This window comes from Burkholderia sp. MSHR3999 (assembly GCF_000833595.1).
GTDB lineage: Bacteria > Pseudomonadota > Gammaproteobacteria > Burkholderiales > Burkholderiaceae > Burkholderia > Burkholderia ubonensis.
Genome location: NZ_JRFO01000001.1, coordinates 1791892 through 1808835 on the forward strand (window position 1 = coordinate 1791892; position 16944 = coordinate 1808835).

Consider the following 16944-nt stretch of genomic DNA (forward strand, 5'->3'; position numbering starts at 1 on the left):
CCTCCGGGCCGGCGCGACACGGCGCATCGCTCCCCGCCCTGTTAAAAAAACTGCGGCGCATTGGACAGCGTGCGCCGCCGTCCGGTTTTCGTCAATCGCGCTGCAACACGTAGCGGCCCGGCGCCGGCTCGATCACCGGGAACTGTGGCGAGCCGAGCTGCGCGCGCGGCGCCACCTTGCGGCCGCCGTACTGATCGAGCCATTCGATCCAGGCCGGCCACCAGCTGCCGGGCTGCTCGGTCGCGCCGGCGAACCAGTCGTCGGCCGATTCGGGCAGGCTGTCGTCGTTGACCCAGTAACTGCGCTTCTTTTTCGCGGGCGGATTGACCACGCCGGCGATATGGCCCGACGCGCCCAGCACGAACTTCAACGGCCCCGTGAGGATCGACGTCGACGCGTAGGCCGTCTGCCACGGCACGATGTGATCCTCGCGCGAGCCGTAGATGAACGTCGGCACGTCGATGCGCGACAGGTCGACCGCTTCGCCGCACACGGTCAGCGCGCCCGGCACGCGCAGCCGGTTCTCGAGATAGGTATTGCGCAGGTACCACGCGTACATCGGGCCGGGCAGGTTCGTCGAGTCGCTGTTCCAGTACAGCAGGTCGAACGGCGCCGGCGTGCGGCCCTTCAGGTAGTTGTCGACGACGTAGTTCCACACGAGATCGTTCGGGCGCAGGAACGAGAACGTATTCGCGAACTCGACGCCGCGCATCAGCCCGGGCGGCGTGCCGTTCTTGCCGCCGATCGTCTGTTCGCGCATCTGCACGTGCGCCTCGTCGACGAACACGTCGACGACGCCCGTATCGGAGAAGTCGAGCATCGCCGTGAGCAGCGTCATCGACGCGGCCGGGTGCTCGCCGCGCGCCGCGAGCACCGCGAGCGCGGTCGCCAGCATCGTGCCGCCGACGCAGAAGCCGAGCGTGTTGATCTGCTCGCGGCCGCTGATCTGCTGCACCGCATCGATCGCGGCCAGCATGCCTTCGTTCATGTAGTCGTCCCAGGTCTTGTGAGCGACCGACGCGTCAGCGTTGCGCCACGACACGAGAAACACCTGGTGGCCGCACGACAGCGCGTGCGCGACGAGCGAATTCTCGGGCTGCAGATCGAGGATGTAGAACTTGTTGATGCACGGCGGCACGATGAGGAGCGGCCTTTCGAACACCGTCTCCGTCGTCGGCTTGTACTGGATCAGCTGGATCAGGTCGTTCTCGTAGACGACCGCGCCCTCGGTGCAGCCGAGGTTCCTGCCGACCACGAACTGCGATTCGTCGGTCTGCGAAATCTTGCCGCGCTGCAAATCGCCGAGCAGGTTCATCATCCCCTGGCGCAGGCTCTCGCCCTGGGTCTCGATGATCGACTTCTGCGCGTCCGGATTGAGCGCGAGGAAGTTGCTCGGCGCGGCGGCGGCCGTCCACTGCTGGACCGTGAAGCGAATCCGCTCGCGCGTCTTCGGATCGGTCTCGAGCGCGTCGGCAAGCTCCTGCAGGTAGCGCGCGTTGAGCAGGTACCACGCCGCGGCGAACGCGTGCGCGGGCGACGCCTTCCATGCGTCGCCGCTGAAGCGGCGATCCTTCAGTTCGGGCGCCTCGGGCTTCGCGGCGCTCGCCTGCTGCATCAGCGTCACGCAGTCGCGCGCATAGTCGGCCTGCAGCTTCTGCAGGCGCTCCGGGGCAATCGCGGCGACCGGCAGCTTCAGGCCCGCGAACGGCGACGCCGCGCCGCCGAAATCGGGCATCGACGGCACCTGGAACGGAAACGACTTGGGAAACTGGAACGTCGCGAACGGATTCGTCGCGGCCGACGCCGTTGCCGCGCGCGCCGGGTCCGCGAAGCCCCGCCACGCGCTCAACCACGCCTCGAACATCTGCTGCATCGGCTGGACTGCCTGATCGAATGCCTGGCGGCCCGTGGAAGTGTCCGCCTGTGCGGACGTCGACGAGTTTTTCGATGCTGTCATTACCTGCCTTACCGGTGATTCCTGAGCGTCAATCGTAGAAATCCTGCTCGCGGCGCGGCGTGCCGGCCGATCGAGCCGGGCCGTCATGCACTGGAGAGGCGCCTCCAGATTCTGCCGCAGTGCGGTATTTTTATCATTATCGTTTTCCCCATGTGAAGCGTTGGATCAAAGCAGCGTCCCGCTCACCGTTATACATCGAGATAATCCGCGCAAAACAGACAGGACAAGGCTTTCGACGAACCCGGAGCATTTTGATTCGCTTGACTTCACATATTTTCTTTTGACTGCGGACGCCGCGGCGCAATGCCGCGCAAATATCGGGATAAACCGATTCCGCATTGCATCAAGTCCGTGCGCGCACCGTGTCAGTCGGCCAGCCAGATCGCCGCGGCCATGCGGCCCGTCACGCGATTGCGCCGGTACGAATAGAAGCGCGAACGCTCGGCGACCGTGCACGCGCCGCCGCCGCTCACGCGCACGACGCCCGCTCGCGCCAGGCGCAAGCGCGCCAGCGCGTACAGATCGGCGAGATACTTGCCGGGCGCGCCTTCGATCGCGACGAATGCGCGGCCGGTTTCATCATGCTCCGACTGCGGGGTCGTGTCGAGAAATGCGTCGCGCACGTCCGCGCCGACCTCGAACGCATCCGGGCCGATCGCCGGCCCGAGGAACGCGTGCAGGCCATCCGTCGCGCCGCCGGCAAGCGCTGCGACGCGCGCGGCGGTCTGCTCGACGATGCCGGCCGCGAGCCCGCGCCAGCCCGCGTGCGCCGCGCCGACTGCGCGCCCCTGCGCATCGCACAGCAGCACCGGCAGACAATCGGCGACCATCACGACGCATACCGCATTCGCGCGATCGGTCACGCTCGCGTCGGCCTGCGCCGGCGCCGCGGATCCGGAATCGGCTGTGATCACCTCGTCGGCACGCACGATCCGCGCGCCGTGAACCTGATCGAGCCATGCGGCGCGCGGCTGGCCCGCGAGCGCGAGCAGTCGTGCGCGGTTCTCGGCGACATGGGCCGGGGCGTCGCCGGTATGCAGGCCGAGATTCATCCCGCCCGGCAGCGCGACGCCGTCCAGCCAGCGCCCGTAAGGGCCCTCGCTGACACCGCCGTTGCGCGTCGTGACCAGCGCACGCACGCGCGGCGACACCTGCCAGTCGGGCTGCACGCAGTCCTGCCACGTCAACGGCGCCAGGTTCGTCATCGCCACTCACTCCTCCTCGTCGTCCAGGTACGGCTCATCGTCGTGATAGTCGCCGCCGAAATCATCGTCGTAGACACCGTCGTCGTCGTCGAATTCCCCATCGTCCTGCCCGAACCCGAGCGCCGCGACGAGCACGTTCATGTCGTCCGGCAGCGGGCAGCGCCATTGCATCGTCTTGCCGCTCACCGGATGCACGAGACCAAGCCGCCACGCATGCAGCGCCTGCCGCGCGAAACCGTCCGGCAGCGGCGTCACCGAGCGCTTGCCGCGCGCGCGCCCGTACACGGGATCGCCGAGCAGCGGATGCCCGGCGTGCGCGCAATGCACGCGGATCTGGTGCGTGCGGCCCGTCTCGAGATCGCACTGGATCGCGGAAACCGGCTGACGTTGCCACAGACATGTGTCAACCGTGCGGAAATGCGTGCGCGCCGGCTTGCCGGACGCACCGGTCACGACCGCCATCCGGGTGCGCTCGCGCGGATCGCGGCCGATCGGCGCGTCGATCGTGCCTTCGTCGGGCATCGTGCCCCAGACGAGCGCGAAATAGCGGCGCTTCACGGTGCGGGCCTGCAGCTGGCGAATCAGGTCGGTCTGCGCGGCAAGCGTGCGCGCGACGACCATCAGGCCCGAGGTTTCCTTGTCGAGGCGGTGGACGATCCCCGCGCGCGGCAGGCCGGCCGCCGCGTCGCCGTAGCGATGCAGCAGGCCGTTGAGGATCGTGCCGCTCCAGTTGCCGGCGGCGGGATGGACGACGAGGCCGGCCGGCTTGTTGATCACGACCAGCGCGTCGTCCTCGTAGACGATGTCGAGCGGCACCGGCTCCGGCGTGAACGCGAGCTGCTCCGGCAGCAGGTCGGGCACGAGCTCGATCGTCGCGCCGAGCGGCACCGGCTGGCGAATCTTCGCGGGCGCGCCGTCGACGCGCACGCGCTGCGCGTCGATCCAGCTCTGCAGCCGGCTGCGCGAGAATTCGGGGAACAGTTGCGCGAGCGCCTTGTCGAGGCGTTCGCCGGCGAGCGACGGCGGGACTTCGACGACACGCGGCGCATCGTCGGCCGTGGTGGACGGCGCGACAGACGACGGCAGCGCATCGCCGATGAGGTCGTCATCGAGCGAATCGCCGGGAGCGGCGTCGGCGGGCCGATCGCTTGGGCTATAATCTTCGCGATTTGACTTGCCCTTCCGGGCATTCAGCGAATTAGAACGGGTCATTTAGACTGGGTCACCGAGACTTGAAGCTAGGACATGCGAGCATGATGAATTCGACCAAACGCGCGGCAATAACCGTCGCCGCCCGGGCAACGGCGGTTGCGGCCGCAGCCCTCATCGCGGGTTGCCACGGCTTGCCGCAGAAGCAGGACGAGACCGCGACCTGGTCGAACAACAAATTATACTCAGAGGCTCAGGATGCCCTGACCGGCGGCGACTGGGGCAAGTGCGCGAAGTACTTCGAAGCGCTGCAGGGCCGCGACCCGTTCGGCCATTTCGCACAGCAGGCGCAGATCAACGTCGCGTACTGCAACTGGAAGGACAACGAACCGGCTGCCGCCGACCAGGCCGTCGACCGCTTCATCCAGCTCCACCCGGATCATCCCGACATCCCGTACGCGTACTACCTGAAGGGCATGATCCACTTCAACGACGATCTCGGTCTGTTCGGCCGCTTCTCCGGCCAGGACATGAGCGAGCGCGACCCGCAGGCGCTGCGCGAATCGTATGACGCATTCAAGGTCGTCGTCGACCGCTTTCCGAAGAGCAAGTACGCGCCCGACGCGGCAGCCCGAATGCGCTACATCGTCAACGCGCTCGCGTCGCACGAAGTGCACGCCGCCGACTACTACTACCGTCGCGGCGCCTATGTCGCGGCGATCAACCGCGCGCAGCTCGCGATCAAGGAATACAAGGGTGCGCCGGCGATCGAGGACGCGCTGCACATCATGATCCTGTCGTACGACAAGCTGCAGCAGCCGCAACTCGCCGAGGACACGAAACGCGTGCTCGCGGGCACGTTCCCGGACAGCCCGTACGTGACGGGCAAGGCCCGCCCCGGCGCGAAGAAGTCGTGGTGGCAGTTCTAAGCCGCCGCTGCGCATGAAGCGACAAAAAAACCCGGCCGATTGGCCGGGTTTTTCATTGGCGTCGCGCCGCTATGCCCGCTTCGCCGCACGCTGCTCGTCGAAGAACTCCTCGACGACTTCGATCTCGCGGGTCCGCTTGAACGGCGGCAGGCTCTGCCAGATCCGCCGCCCATAAGGCTTGTCGACGAGGCGCGTGTCGCAGATCATCAGCACGCCGCGATCGGTTTCCGCGCGAATCAGCCGGCCCGCGCCCTGCTTCAGCGTAATCACCGCCTGCGGCAGCTGGTGCGCGGCGAACGGACTCAAGCCCTTCTTTGCGAGCGCGTCGAGCCGCGCGGCCAGCACCGGATCGTCGGGCGGCGCGAACGGAAGCTTGTCGATCACGACGAGCGACAGCGCGTCGCCGCGCACGTCGACGCCTTCCCAGAAGCTCTGGCTGCCGACGAGGATCGCGTTGCCGTACGCGCGGAACCGATCGAGCAGCTCGGTGCGGCTCGCATCGCCCTGCACGAGAAGCGGCGTGTTCCACCCGCGCGACTCGATCACGTCGCGCAGCTTCGCGGCGATCCGGTCGACAGCGCGCAGCGTCGTGCACAGCATGAACACGCCGCCGCCCGATGCCTCGATGGCAGGCAGCGCGGCGTCGAACACCGCATCCGTGAAGGCGGGCGACGACGGCTGCGGCAGATTGCGCGGCACGTACAGCAGCCCCTGCGCCTGGTAGTCGAACGGGCTCGCGAGCGTCATCGAGCGGCGCGAGCTGAGCCCCATTTGTGCCGCGTAGTGCGTGAAATCGCCGCGCACCGACAGCGTCGCCGACGTGAACACCCAGGCGCGCGGCACGCCCGCGCGCTGCTTCGCGAAGATCGGCGCGACGGACAACGGCGTCTCGTGCAGCTGGACCGTGTGCGAGAACACTTCGACCCAGCGCACCTTCTCGCCGGCGTCGCCGCCCTCGCCGGCCTTAGATTCCACCGTCTCCGCGCTGGCGGCCGCCTGCGCGGCGCCGGGCGCGACCCAGCCGGCGAGCAGGTCCTGCAGCTCGCGCGCGCGCCGCAGGCATGCGCCGAGCGATTCCGCCCGTTCGGCCTGGCTCGCGAGCGCCGATGCAAGCGCGTCGAGCGCCGCCTCCAGCTCGTCGAGTGCGCCGAACAGCGGATGGTCGTCGCCGAGCTGCGCGAGCGACATGCGCACGATCGTGTCGTCCGCGAACGCGAGCCGCAGGTCCCGCGCCGCGCGCTCGAGCGCGCCGCCGAGCTTCACCCATTCGACCGCATCGCGCGCATGGCTCAAGCCCTCCGCGACCGTATCGCGCGCAAGCTCGAGGATCTGCGTCGTCGACAGCGTTTCGCCGAAGAACAGCGTCGCCGTCTCCGGCAACTGGTGCGCTTCGTCGAAGATGATCGTGTTCGCGTTCGGCAGCAGCTCGGCCATGCCGGTGTCGCGCAGCATGATGTCCGCGAAGAACAGGTGATGGTTGACGACGACGATGTCGGCCTGTTGGGCCTCGCGCCGCGCCTGCATCACGAAGCAGTCCTTGTAGTGCGGACACTCCTGGCCGAGGCAGTTGTCGCGCGTCGACGTGACCATCGACCATACGGGCGCGTTCTCCGGCACGCTCGCCAGCTCGGCCTTGTCGCCGCTTCGCGTGACTTTCGCGAAACGGACGATCTCCTGCAGGTACGCGGTGTCCTGCCGCGACGGCAGCCTGCCGTTGTCGGCGGTGCGCTGCAGGTAGTAGTGGCACAGATAGTTCGCGCGACCCTTGAGCATCGCGACCGTGACCGGCACCGCGAGCGCGTCGCGCACGGTCGGGAGATCGCGCAGGAACAGCTGGTCCTGCAGGTGCTTGGTGCCGGTCGACACGATGACCTTGCCGCCCCACAGCATCGCCGGCACGAGATAGGCGTAGGTCTTGCCGGTGCCCGTGCCCGCCTCGACGATCAGCGTATTGTCGCCCGCGTCGCTGTCGGCCTCCGCGGCCGCGGCGCCATCCGCGCCGGGTTCGGCCGCGTTCTCCGCATCGTTCTGCAGACGCCGCGCCGGGCGCTTGCGGGTCTCAAATATCTCGGGTTCGGGCATCCGGCGCGCGGACGCCTCCATCGCGGCCGCGACCGCACGCGCCATCTCGATCTGCGATGCACGGGGTCGGTAGCCGTCGAGCGCTCGCGCGAACAGCCCGCCGTCGCCGAAGATCGCGTCGAGCTCGTCGACGCGCTTGCGGCTCAGCTCAAAGGCGGCTTCAGGCGCACGGGCGCGCCCGGCCGACGAGGTGTCTCGCCGGGCATCGGGGGTGGCATCAAGCGGTGAATTCAAGGCAAGCGTTCCTGTGTCCAGCGCCCGGGCGGCGCCGGCGCTTGCCAGGCCGCGCTCAGGCGCGCTTATCCGGTTCCAGCTGCGATTGCAGCATGATGATTTTGTCTTTGGCCGCCAGCTTCTCTTTCTTCAGTCTGTGCAGCGTAATGTCGTCGATGTCGGACCGCCCTTCCTTCTGCTCGATCTCCCGAGCAAGCTGAGCGTGGAGCTCCTGCAATGAAGCCAACCGGTTGTGCAATTCCTGCTGCTGTTCCGCATGACGGCTTTGCATATGCGCCTCCTCATCGAAGCGGCGCGCCGGCCTGCGCGCCGGTGCGCTCGAGACTGCTTTCCGGATCAACCCAACACGTTACTGCCCCTGCATTTGCTGCTGTTGCTGCCTGGCCTTCTCGGCCGCTTCCTTCTGTCGCTGCTCCACGTCGGCCTTGTGCTGCGCGGCCTCCTTCTGCTTCTGCTCGTAGCGCGCGGCGTTGTCCGCCCGTTCCTGCGCCTTCTGGGCCGCCTGCTGGTGCGCTTCGTCGAGCTTGCGCTGGAAATCGGCCTGCTTCTGGTCGTAGGCCTGCTTGTTCGCCGCGCGCTGCGGGCCTTCCGCGCCGCGCTGCGCCTGCTTCAGCGCATTCTGCTCCTGCTTGTCGCGGAACGCAGCCGCGTTCGCCGCTTCGTTCGCCGCGCGCTGCGGCGCCTCCGCCGCATTCTGCGCCTGTTTCAGCGCGGCTTGCTGGTCACGCTGCTGCGCCCGCACCGCGCGCTGCTCGTCGTCGAGCGCGAGCTGCTCCTGCCGGATGCTCGCGCGCTCCTCGCGCATCTGGTCGCGCGCCTTGCCGAGACAGTAGTTGACGAAGAACTTGCTGTAGCAGTCGTGTTCGGCCACCGCATAACGATAATCGTTTTTGGCCGTGCGTTGATCGAGCACTTTTTGACGTGCGTCGAAGTCGTGCGTGGTCGAGGCCGGGACGGGCGCGGCCGCGTCGGCGGCCGATGCCGCGATGGCGGACGCCTGCGCATGCGCGCCGGCCGCCCCGAAGGACAAAGCCGCGGCAAGCGCTGCGCCGAGCGCGACGAGAGGAAAGCGGGAGGTTGGCAACGTCGTAGGAAAGCTGCGGGACATGTGTCAAATTCTATCACCCCGCGGATGGACGCTCTGCCATTTATGGCAAAATGCCCCGCTTCATTCACCCGCGGCGTCTGGTTCGGCGGGCTCGCCGCGAGCGGCCCGCCAGGCGGGCCTCACCGGCCCGCGCCGCGATTTCAGCAGGCAGAGATCATCCACGACATGACGGAAACCGTAGCACTCAAGATCGTACAGCGCATCGCCACCGAACTGACCGTCCAGCCGCGCCAGGTTGCGGCGGCAGTGCAACTCCTCGACGAAGGCGCCACCGTTCCGTTCATTGCCCGGTATCGCAAGGAAGTGACCGGCAACCTGGACGACACGCAGCTGCGCCAGCTCGAGGAGCGCCTGCTGTACCTGCGCGAGCTCGAGGAGCGCCGCGCCACGATCCTCGCGAGCATCGACGAGCAAGGCAAGCTGACCGACGAACTGCGCGCCGCGATCGACGCCGCCGACAGCAAGCAGGTGCTCGAAGACCTTTATCTGCCGTACAAGCCGAAGCGCCACACGCGCGCGCAGATCGCCCGCGAAGCCGGCCTCGAGCCGCTCGCGCAGGCGCTGCTCGGCAACCCGCTGCTCGACCCGCAGGCCGAAGCGGCCGCCTACGTCGACGCCGACAAGGGCGTCGCCGACGTGAAGGCCGCGCTCGACGGCGCCCGCGACATTCTGTCCGAGCAGTTCGGCGAAACGGCCGAGCTGCTCGGCAAGCTGCGCGACTACCTGCACAACCAGGGCGTCGTGTCGTCGGCGGTCGTCGAAGGCAAGGAGAACGAAGAAGGCGAGAAATTCCGCGATTACTACGACTACGCGGAAACGATCAAGACCGTGCCGTCGCACCGCGCGCTCGCGCTGTTCCGCGGCCGCAACGCCGGCGTGCTGACGGTCAAGCTCGGCCTCGGCGAGGAACTCGACGCGCAGGTGCCGCATCCCGGCGAGGCGATGATCGCGCGCCATTTCGGCATCGCGAACCAGAACCGGCCGGCCGACAAGTGGCTGTCCGACGTCTGCCGCTGGTGCTGGCGCGTGAAGGTGCAGCCGCACATCGAGAACGAATTGCTGACGCAGTTGCGCGAGGACGCCGAGCACGAGGCGATCCGCGTGTTCGCGCGCAACCTGAAGGACCTGCTGCTCGCGGCGCCGGCCGGCCCGAAGGCCGTGATCGGCCTCGACCCCGGCCTGCGCACCGGCGTGAAGGTCGCGGTCGTCGACCGCACCGGCAAGCTGCTCGCGACCGACACGATCTACCCGCACGAGCCGCGCCGCGACTGGGACGGCTCGCTCGCGAAGCTCGCGCGCATTGCCGCGCAAACCCAGGCGGAGCTCGTCAGCATCGGCAACGGCACCGCATCGCGTGAAACCGACAAGCTCGCGAGCGAGCTGATCGCGAAGCACCCCGAACTGCGCCTGCAGAAGATCGTCGTGTCGGAGGCCGGCGCGTCGGTGTACTCGGCGTCCGAACTCGCGGCGAAGGAATTCCCCGAGCTCGACGTGTCGCTGCGCGGCGCCGTGTCGATCGCGCGCCGCCTGCAGGACCCGCTCGCCGAACTCGTCAAGATCGAGCCGAAGGCGATCGGCGTCGGTCAGTATCAGCACGACGTGAACCAGCGCGAACTCGCGCGTTCGCTCGACGCGGTCGTCGAGGATTGCGTGAACGCGGTCGGCGTCGACGCGAACACCGCGTCGGCCGCACTGCTCGCGCGCGTGTCGGGCCTGAACGCGACGCTCGCCCGCAACATCGTCGACTACCGCGACGCGAATGGCCCGTTCCCATCCCGCGAGCACCTGCGCAAGGTGCCGCGCCTCGGCGACAAGACCTTCGAGCAGGCAGCCGGCTTCCTGCGCATCAACGGCGGCGAGAATCCGCTCGACCGCTCGTCGGTGCACCCGGAAGCGTATCCGGTCGTCGAACGCATTCTCGCGAAGATCAGCAAGCGCATCGACGACGTGCTCGGCAGCCGCGAAGCGCTCGCGGGCCTGTCGCCCGCCGAGTTCGTCGACGAGCGCTTCGGCCTGCCGACCGTGCGCGACATCCTGTCGGAACTGGAAAAACCGGGCCGCGACCCGCGTCCGGAATTCAAGACCGCGACGTTCCGCGAAGGCGTCGAGAAGGTGTCGGACCTGGTGCCGGGCATGGTCCTCGAAGGCGTCGTGACGAACGTCGCCGCGTTCGGCGCGTTCGTCGACGTCGGCGTGCACCAGGACGGCCTCGTCCACGTGTCCGCGCTGTCGACGAAGTTCATCAAGGACCCGCACGAAGTCGTGAAGGCCGGCCAGGTGGTCAAGGTCAAGGTGCTCGACGTCGACGTCAAGCGCCAGCGCATCTCGCTGACGATGCGCCTCGACGACGATGCGACCCCGGGCACGGCGGCGCGCGGCGGCCAGGAACGCGGCGGCGCAAGCCGGGGCGGCCAGGCGCGTCCGCCCCGTTCGCGCGAGCCGGAACCGTCCGGCGCGATGGCCGCGGCGTTCGCGAAGCTCAAGCAGCGCTGAGCGCGAGCGTTCCGGAAAAAGGAAAAGCCCCGCCGAATAAGCGGGGCTTTTTTCGTTCCGGTGCAGCCATCGCGGGGCGCGCGCCCCGCAGCCGTCAGATCTCGATCTTCGTGCCGAGCTCGACCACGCGGTTCGCCGGAATCGCGAAGAAATCGGTCGGCTTCGCTGCGTTCTGGTGCATCCACGCGAACACGCGTTCGCGCCAGATCGACATGCCCGGCAGCTGCGTCGGCACGACCGTTTCGCGCGCGAGGAAGAACGACGTGTCCATCAGCTCGAACGTCATGTCGTGGGTGCGGCCGAACTCTTCCAGCACCGCCTTCACGTCCGGCGTTTCGTTGAAGCCGTATTCCGCCGTCACCATGTACAGCCCGCCGCCCGCGTCGCGCGCGGCCAGCCGCTTGTCGTCGCGCACGTACGGGATATCGCGCGTGACGAACGTCAGGAAAATGGTCCGCTCGTGCAGCACCTTGTTGTGCTTCAGGTTGTGCAGCAGGCTGACGGGCACGAGCTTGTCGTTGCCGGTCAGGTAGATCGCCGTGCCCGACACGCGATGCGGCGGATGCGCGAGCAGCCCCTGCAGGAACGGCTCGAGCGGGATGCCGTCGGCCGCCGTGCGCTCCTTCACGATGTGCCGGCCCTTGTACCAGGTCATCAGCAGGAAGAACAGCAGCGCGCCGATCCCGAGCGGCAGCCAGCCGCCCTGCGCGACCTTCAGCAGGTTCGCGCCGAAGAAGCCGAGGTCGACCGCGAGGAAGACCGCGATGATCGCGCCCACCAGCAGCCGGTTCCAGTTCCACACCTTCACCATCACGACCGCGGCGAGCACGGTCGTGATGACCATCGTCGCCGTCACCGCGATACCGTACGCGGCGGCGAGGTTGTCCGAGCTCTTGAAGCCGATCACGATGCAGAGGATCACGAACAGCAGCAGCCAGTTCACGACCGGCACGTAGATCTGGCCGATCGCCAGTTCGGACGTGTGCAGCACCTTCATGCGCGGCACGTAGCCGAGCTGGATCGCCTGCGAGGTCAGCGAATACGCACCCGAGATCACCGCCTGCGACGCGATCACGGTCGCGACCGTCGACAGCACGACGAGCGGCAGCAGCGCCCAGTCGGGCGCGAGCAGGAAGAACGGGTTCTCGATCGCCTTCGGGTTCTGGATCAGCAGCGCGCCCTGCCCGAAGTAGTTGAGCACGAGCGACGGCATCACGAGCCCGTACGCTGCGATCCGGATCGGCTTCGCGCCGAAATGGCCCATGTCCGCGTAGAGCGCTTCGGCGCCCGTCAGCACCAGCACGACCGAGCCGAGCACGACGTAGGCCTGCAGCAGGTGGTCCGACATGAACGACACCGCGTAGTATGGGTTGATCGCCGCGACGATGCCCGGCACGCGCACGATGTGATACACGCCGAGCGCTGCGATCGCGACGAACCACAGCACCATGATCGGGCCGAACAACTTGCCGACCGTCGCGGTGCCGTGGCGCTGGATCCAGAACAGCGCGATCAGGATCACGATCGTGATCGGCAGCACGAGATGCGAAAGATGCGGGGTCGCGATTTCGAGGCCTTCGACCGCCGACATCACCGAGATCGCCGGCGTGATCACCGCGTCGCCGTAGAACATGCACGCGCCGAAGATCCCGAGCGCCATCAGCGCGCCCGTCACGCGGCTCTTCGAATTGAGCGGCCGCAGCGACAGCGCCATCAGCGCCAGCACGCCACCCTCGCCGTTGTTGTCGGCGCGCATCACGAACAGCAGGTATTTGATGCCGACCACGAGAATGATCGCCCAGAACAACAGCGAGATCACGCCGAGGATCGAGCCTTCCGTGAGCGGAATGCCGTGTGCGGGGCTGAACGCCTCCTTGAGCGAATACAGCGGACTCGTGCCGATGTCGCCGAACACCACACCGATCGCGGCGATTGCGAGCGCCTGCAGCGAATGTTGTTGCGTCGACGAATGCGGCGCGTGAATCGCGTCGGTCGCGTGAGTCGTATCGTTCATATGCAGCGAAATAATCGAGTCCGGAGTCGAACAAAACGAGCGCTATTCTACTCGCGCGGGGGTCGAATGCCGTCCTGTCCTGTTGCCGCGAAGCCACGAGGCCCACTGCGCCGATGCAACGCGGCGCGAGCTGTGGCAGGGAGGCCATCATAGCCGTGGCGTCGGCGGTTGCCTACCCGGGTCGCGACGCGCCAATGAAAAGCGGCGCCGCAAGCGGCGCCGTCAGAGAGCGGTTTGGCGATCGGCCGGCAGGCGCTTACGCGCGTGCGGCGTCGCGCTGCGCGTCGCCGCGCTTGATCCAGGCCTCGAGATTGTGCGGACGAACCGTATCCCATTCCTCGAACGGCTGATGGATCCACGGATTCGTCGGCAGGAACTGCGTGTGGTAGTCGGGCTTCACCTTCGAGCAGCCCTTGTACCAGAGCACGGCCGAGCGCACCGCCGTGACGGCCGGATAGCGCTCCTTCAGGTGCTCCTGCACGCGCGCGAGCGTGACGCCGGAGTCGACGAGGTCGTCGACCAGCAGCACGTTGCCGGCGAGATTGCCGCGCGTCATCGTGATGTACTGCGCGATGTCGAGGTTCCCCTGCTCGCGGCCGGCCGCTTCGCGATACGAGCTGGTCGCGAGGATCGCGAGCGGCACGTCGTAGATGCGCGACAGCTGGTCGCCGACGCGCAGGCCGCCGCGCGCGAGGCACAGGATCTGGTCGAACTTCCAGCCGGACTCATGCACCTGGAGCGCGAGCATCTCGATCAGGCGGTGATATTCGTCCCAGCCCACCCACAGGTTCTTGTCGTCGTTGCGCGGATCGGTCATCGCAAGCGTCATCGTGTTCTGCTGCGTCATCGTGCGTTACACCTTGAACGGATGACGGAGCAGGATCGTCTCGTCGCGGTCCGGGCCGGTCGACACCATGTCGATCGGCACGCCGGCCACTTCCTGGACACGGGTCAGGTACGCACGGGCGTTTTCCGGCAGCGCATCCCACGCGTTGATGCCGACGGTGCTTTCCTTCCAGCCGACGAACGTCTCGTACACGGGCTCGCAGCGCGCGACATCGGCCGCGCCGCGCGGCAGGATGTCCGCATCCTTGCCGTCGATCTTGTAGCCGACGCACAGCTTGACCTCGTCGAGGCCGTCGAGCACGTCGAGCTTCGTCATGCACAGGCCCGACACGCCGTTGATCTGGATCGAGCGGCGCAGCGCGGCCGCGTCGAGCCAACCGGTGCGGCGCGGGCGACCCGTGACCGAACCGAACTCCTTGCCGACGTTCGCGAGCGTGACGCCGACCTGATCCTGACGCTTCGGGTTGTCGGCGTCGTACAGCTCGCTCGGGAACGGGCCCGAGCCGACGCGCGTGCAATACGCCTTCGTGATGCCGAGGATGTAGTTGAGCTTCTGCGGACCGACGCCCGCGCCCGCCGCCGCCGCACCGGCAACGCAGTTGCTCGACGTGACGAACGGATAGGTGCCGTGGTCGATGTCGAGCAGCGTGCCTTGCGCGCCTTCGAACAGCAGGTTCTGGCCCGCGTTGTTCGCGTCGTACAGGCGGCGCGACACGTCGGCCACCATCGGCTTCAGGCGGTCCGCATAGCCGAGCATCGTGTCGAGCGTGGCCTGGAAGTCGACTGCCGCGCCGCCCAGGTACTGGGTCAGCACGAAGTTGTGGAAGTCGAGGTTTTCGCGCAGGCGGTCGGCGAAGGTCTTTGCGTCAAACAGGTCCTGCACGCGCAGCGCGCGGCGGCCGACCTTGTCCTCGTACGCCGGGCCGATGCCGCGGCCGGTCGTGCCGATCTTGCCCGCGCCCTTGCGCGCTTCGCGCGCCTGGTCGATCGCGATGTGATACGGCAGGATCAGCGTGGTCGCTTCGGAAATGAACAGTCGGTCGCGGACGTTCAGGCCGGCCTCTTCGAGCTCGCCGATTTCCTTGAACAGTGCCTCGGGGGACAGGACGACGCCGTTGCCGATGTAGCAAGCGACGCCTTCACGCATGATGCCCGACGGAATGAGGCGCAAGATGGTCTTCTTGCCGCCGATGATGAGGGTGTGGCCGGCATTGTGGCCGCCCTGGAAACGCACGACGCCCTGAGCGTGGTCCGTCAGCCAGTCGACGATCTTGCCCTTGCCTTCATCACCCCATTGAGTCCCCACGACGACGACATTTCGCCCGGGAGTCACATTCACTGCGCTGGCAGACATGTTGATTCGTTAGCTGGTTAAAAACGTATTCTACCTAGGTTCGCGGGCGATTCCGAATTTTTCCGTTTCGCTTCAACGATGTGGCACGCCAAAACGCGGCCCGCGAACGCCTTTTAGCGGGGCTCGACCACCCACGCGCCGTTGCGCTCGACGAGCGATCGGTCGCAGGCGAACTCGTCGAGCACATGATCGTGCCCCGGCAGCGCCTGGATCACGACCTCGCCTGCATCGCGCAGCGCCGCGACGGCCGCGCGCAGCGCATCGTCCTGCGCCCACGGCGCGAGGATCGCGGTGCCGCGCGCCTCGACCGGCGAAATTCGCGCGAGCTCGCGCAGGTCGAGCGAGAAGCCCGTCGCCGGGCGGGCGCGGCCGTACGCCTGGCCGACGTGATCGTAGCGGCCGCCGCGCGCGATCGCGTTCGGCACGCCATCGATGTAGGCCGTCAGCATCGCGCCGCTGTGATACGCGTAGCCGCGCAGGTCGGCGAGATCGATCGCGACTTCGACGCCCTTCGCCTGCGCCGCGAGCTGTGCGAGATCGTCGAGCGCCCGCGTGATCTCCGGCAGCGCGGGCAGCCGTGCGCGCGCCTCGTCGAGCACGCTCGCGTCGCCGTACAGATGCGGCAGCGCGCGCAGTGCGGCGCGCGTGTCGGCGCCGAGATCGTCGGTCAGTTCGTTCAGCAGCGGCACGTCCTTGCCCGACAGCGCGTCGTACAGCGCCTCGCCGCGCTCGGCTGCCCGCGCGTCGCGCGCGAGCAGCGCCGCGAGCACGCCCGCGTGGCACAGGTCGAGCCGAATGCGCGACAGGCCCGCGAGATGCAGCGCGTCGAGCATCAGCTGCTGGATTTCGAGATCGGCTTCCAGCCCGGCGTGACCGTAGATTTCGGCGCCGATCTGGATCTGCTCACGGGTGGCGTGCAGGCCGCGCGGGCGCGTGTGCATCACGTGGCCCGCATAGCAAAGGCGCGTCACGCCCTGGCGGTTCAGCAGGTGCGCGTCGATGCGCGCAACCTGCGGCGTGATGTCCGCGCGCAGGCCGAGCGTGCGCCCCGACAGTTGGTCGACCAGCTTGAAGGTGCGCAGGCGCAGATCGTTGCCGCCGCTCGTCAGCAGCGACTCGAGATATTCGAGCAACGGCGGCATCACCATTTCGTAGCCGTACGAACGGAAGCGGTCGAGCAGCCTGCGGCGCAGCTCCTCGATCTTGCGCGCTTCCGACGGCAGCACGTCGGCGATATTCTCGGGAAGTAACCAGGTCGACATCGGTACGGTCCTACGACGGGAAACACGGCGCGCGACACGCGCACCGCGGTGTGAATCGGAATCGGGTTCAGGCAGACGGCCGGATGCGCCGTCCGGATCAGGTGGCGAGCAGCAGCAGTGCGAGCCCGAGCGCCATCACGATCAGCCCGCCGATCCGGATATGATGCGGCGGCCGCTCCGCTATTCTACGAAACGTGTCCCGCCATGCGGACGGAAACACGAAGGGAAATGCGCCCTCGATAATCAGCATCAGCGCAACTGCGAGCAACAACGAGCCAGCCAGATCCATGCGAGCGACGGCGCCGCATGAC

At 67.5% G+C, this 16944-nt stretch carries 13 protein-coding genes; 2 read left to right on the top strand and 11 right to left on the bottom strand.

Features of this window, described 5'->3' with window-relative positions; genetic code table 11:
- Positions 1-91 precede the first annotated feature (91 nt).
- From phaC to KY49_RS08315, 3 genes are all read right to left on the bottom strand, one after another.
- Entirely contained in the window at positions 92-1957 is a 1866-nt protein-coding gene (gene phaC / locus KY49_RS08305; protein WP_042584140.1) for a class I poly(R)-hydroxyalkanoic acid synthase, read from the bottom strand.
- Positions 1958-2322: 365 nt separating this feature from the next.
- A complete protein-coding gene (gene pgeF / locus KY49_RS08310; RefSeq protein WP_042584630.1) occupies positions 2323-3162 on the bottom strand; it encodes a peptidoglycan editing factor PgeF in 840 nt (279 codons plus the stop codon).
- 6 nt (positions 3163-3168) lie between these two features.
- Entirely contained in the window at positions 3169-4374 is a 1206-nt protein-coding gene (locus KY49_RS08315; protein ID WP_042584141.1) for an RluA family pseudouridine synthase, read from the bottom strand.
- A gap of 41 nt (positions 4375-4415) precedes the next feature.
- Between KY49_RS08315 and KY49_RS08320 the strand changes: the two genes are divergently transcribed.
- Positions 4416-5240, top strand: a complete 825-nt coding sequence (locus tag KY49_RS08320; RefSeq protein ID WP_042584142.1) for an outer membrane protein assembly factor BamD — start codon at positions 4416-4418, stop codon at positions 5238-5240.
- A 69-nt stretch (positions 5241-5309) separates the two neighbouring features.
- On the opposite strand, the gene KY49_RS08325 is transcribed toward KY49_RS08320, so the two are convergent.
- From KY49_RS08325 to KY49_RS08335, 3 genes are all read right to left on the bottom strand, one after another.
- Positions 5310-7556: an ATP-dependent DNA helicase gene (locus KY49_RS08325; protein WP_042584143.1), complete on the bottom strand. Its 2247-nt coding sequence runs from the start codon at positions 7554-7556 to the stop codon at positions 5310-5312.
- A gap of 55 nt (positions 7557-7611) precedes the next feature.
- Positions 7612-7827: a YdcH family protein gene (locus KY49_RS08330; RefSeq protein ID WP_010092269.1), complete on the bottom strand. Its 216-nt coding sequence runs from the start codon at positions 7825-7827 to the stop codon at positions 7612-7614.
- Between the two features lie 78 nt (positions 7828-7905).
- Complete coding sequence (locus KY49_RS08335) at positions 7906-8664, bottom strand: hypothetical protein (protein WP_042584144.1); 759 nt, start codon at positions 8662-8664, stop codon at positions 7906-7908.
- Positions 8665-8829: 165 nt separating this feature from the next.
- On the opposite strand from KY49_RS08335, the gene KY49_RS08340 reads away from it, so the two are divergent.
- Positions 8830-11157, top strand: coding sequence for a Tex family protein (locus KY49_RS08340; RefSeq protein ID WP_042584145.1), 2328 nt, complete (start codon positions 8830-8832; stop codon positions 11155-11157).
- 94 nt (positions 11158-11251) lie between these two features.
- On the opposite strand, the gene KY49_RS08345 is transcribed toward KY49_RS08340, so the two are convergent.
- The 5 genes from KY49_RS08345 to KY49_RS08365 form a co-directional block, all read right to left on the bottom strand.
- Positions 11252-13171, bottom strand: coding sequence for a potassium transporter Kup (locus KY49_RS08345; protein ID WP_042584146.1), 1920 nt, complete (start codon positions 13169-13171; stop codon positions 11252-11254).
- 256 nt (positions 13172-13427) lie between these two features.
- Positions 13428-14018, bottom strand: coding sequence for a phosphoribosyltransferase (locus KY49_RS08350; RefSeq protein ID WP_042584147.1), 591 nt, complete (start codon positions 14016-14018; stop codon positions 13428-13430).
- Between the two features lie 6 nt (positions 14019-14024).
- Positions 14025-15371, bottom strand: coding sequence for an adenylosuccinate synthase (locus tag KY49_RS08355; protein ID WP_042584148.1), 1347 nt, complete (start codon positions 15369-15371; stop codon positions 14025-14027).
- Positions 15372-15484: 113 nt separating this feature from the next.
- Positions 15485-16633 (bottom strand): ATP phosphoribosyltransferase regulatory subunit, encoded by a 1149-nt coding sequence (locus KY49_RS08360; RefSeq protein WP_042584149.1) that lies wholly within the window; start codon positions 16631-16633, stop codon positions 15485-15487.
- Positions 16634-16730: 97 nt separating this feature from the next.
- Positions 16731-16922 (bottom strand): DUF2065 domain-containing protein, encoded by a 192-nt coding sequence (locus KY49_RS08365; protein WP_010092260.1) that lies wholly within the window; start codon positions 16920-16922, stop codon positions 16731-16733.
- Positions 16923-16944: the final 22 nt, after the last annotated feature.

Bases quoted from the DNA above. Each gene is read 5' to 3' on its own strand.
- phaC (WP_042584140.1), bottom strand. From the start codon at position 1,957: ATGACAGCATCGAAAAACTCGTCGACGTCCGCACAGGCGGACACTTCC.
- pgeF (WP_042584630.1), bottom strand. From the start codon at position 3,162: ATGACGAACCTGGCGCCGTTGACGTGGCAGGACTGCGTGCAGCCCGAC.
- KY49_RS08315 (WP_042584141.1), bottom strand. From the start codon at position 4,374: ATGACCCGTTCTAATTCGCTGAATGCCCGGAAGGGCAAGTCAAATCGC.
- KY49_RS08320 (WP_042584142.1), top strand. From the start codon at position 4,416: ATGATGAATTCGACCAAACGCGCGGCAATAACCGTCGCCGCCCGGGCA.
- KY49_RS08330 (WP_010092269.1), bottom strand. From the start codon at position 7,827: ATGCAAAGCCGTCATGCGGAACAGCAGCAGGAATTGCACAACCGGTTG.
- KY49_RS08335 (WP_042584144.1), bottom strand. From the start codon at position 8,664: ATGTCCCGCAGCTTTCCTACGACGTTGCCAACCTCCCGCTTTCCTCTC.
- KY49_RS08340 (WP_042584145.1), top strand. From the start codon at position 8,830: ATGACGGAAACCGTAGCACTCAAGATCGTACAGCGCATCGCCACCGAA.
- KY49_RS08345 (WP_042584146.1), bottom strand. From the start codon at position 13,171: ATGAACGATACGACTCACGCGACCGACGCGATTCACGCGCCGCATTCG.
- KY49_RS08350 (WP_042584147.1), bottom strand. From the start codon at position 14,018: ATGACGCAGCAGAACACGATGACGCTTGCGATGACCGATCCGCGCAAC.
- KY49_RS08355 (WP_042584148.1), bottom strand. From the start codon at position 15,371: ATGTCTGCCAGCGCAGTGAATGTGACTCCCGGGCGAAATGTCGTCGTC.
- KY49_RS08360 (WP_042584149.1), bottom strand. From the start codon at position 16,633: ATGTCGACCTGGTTACTTCCCGAGAATATCGCCGACGTGCTGCCGTCG.
- KY49_RS08365 (WP_010092260.1), bottom strand. From the start codon at position 16,922: ATGGATCTGGCTGGCTCGTTGTTGCTCGCAGTTGCGCTGATGCTGATT.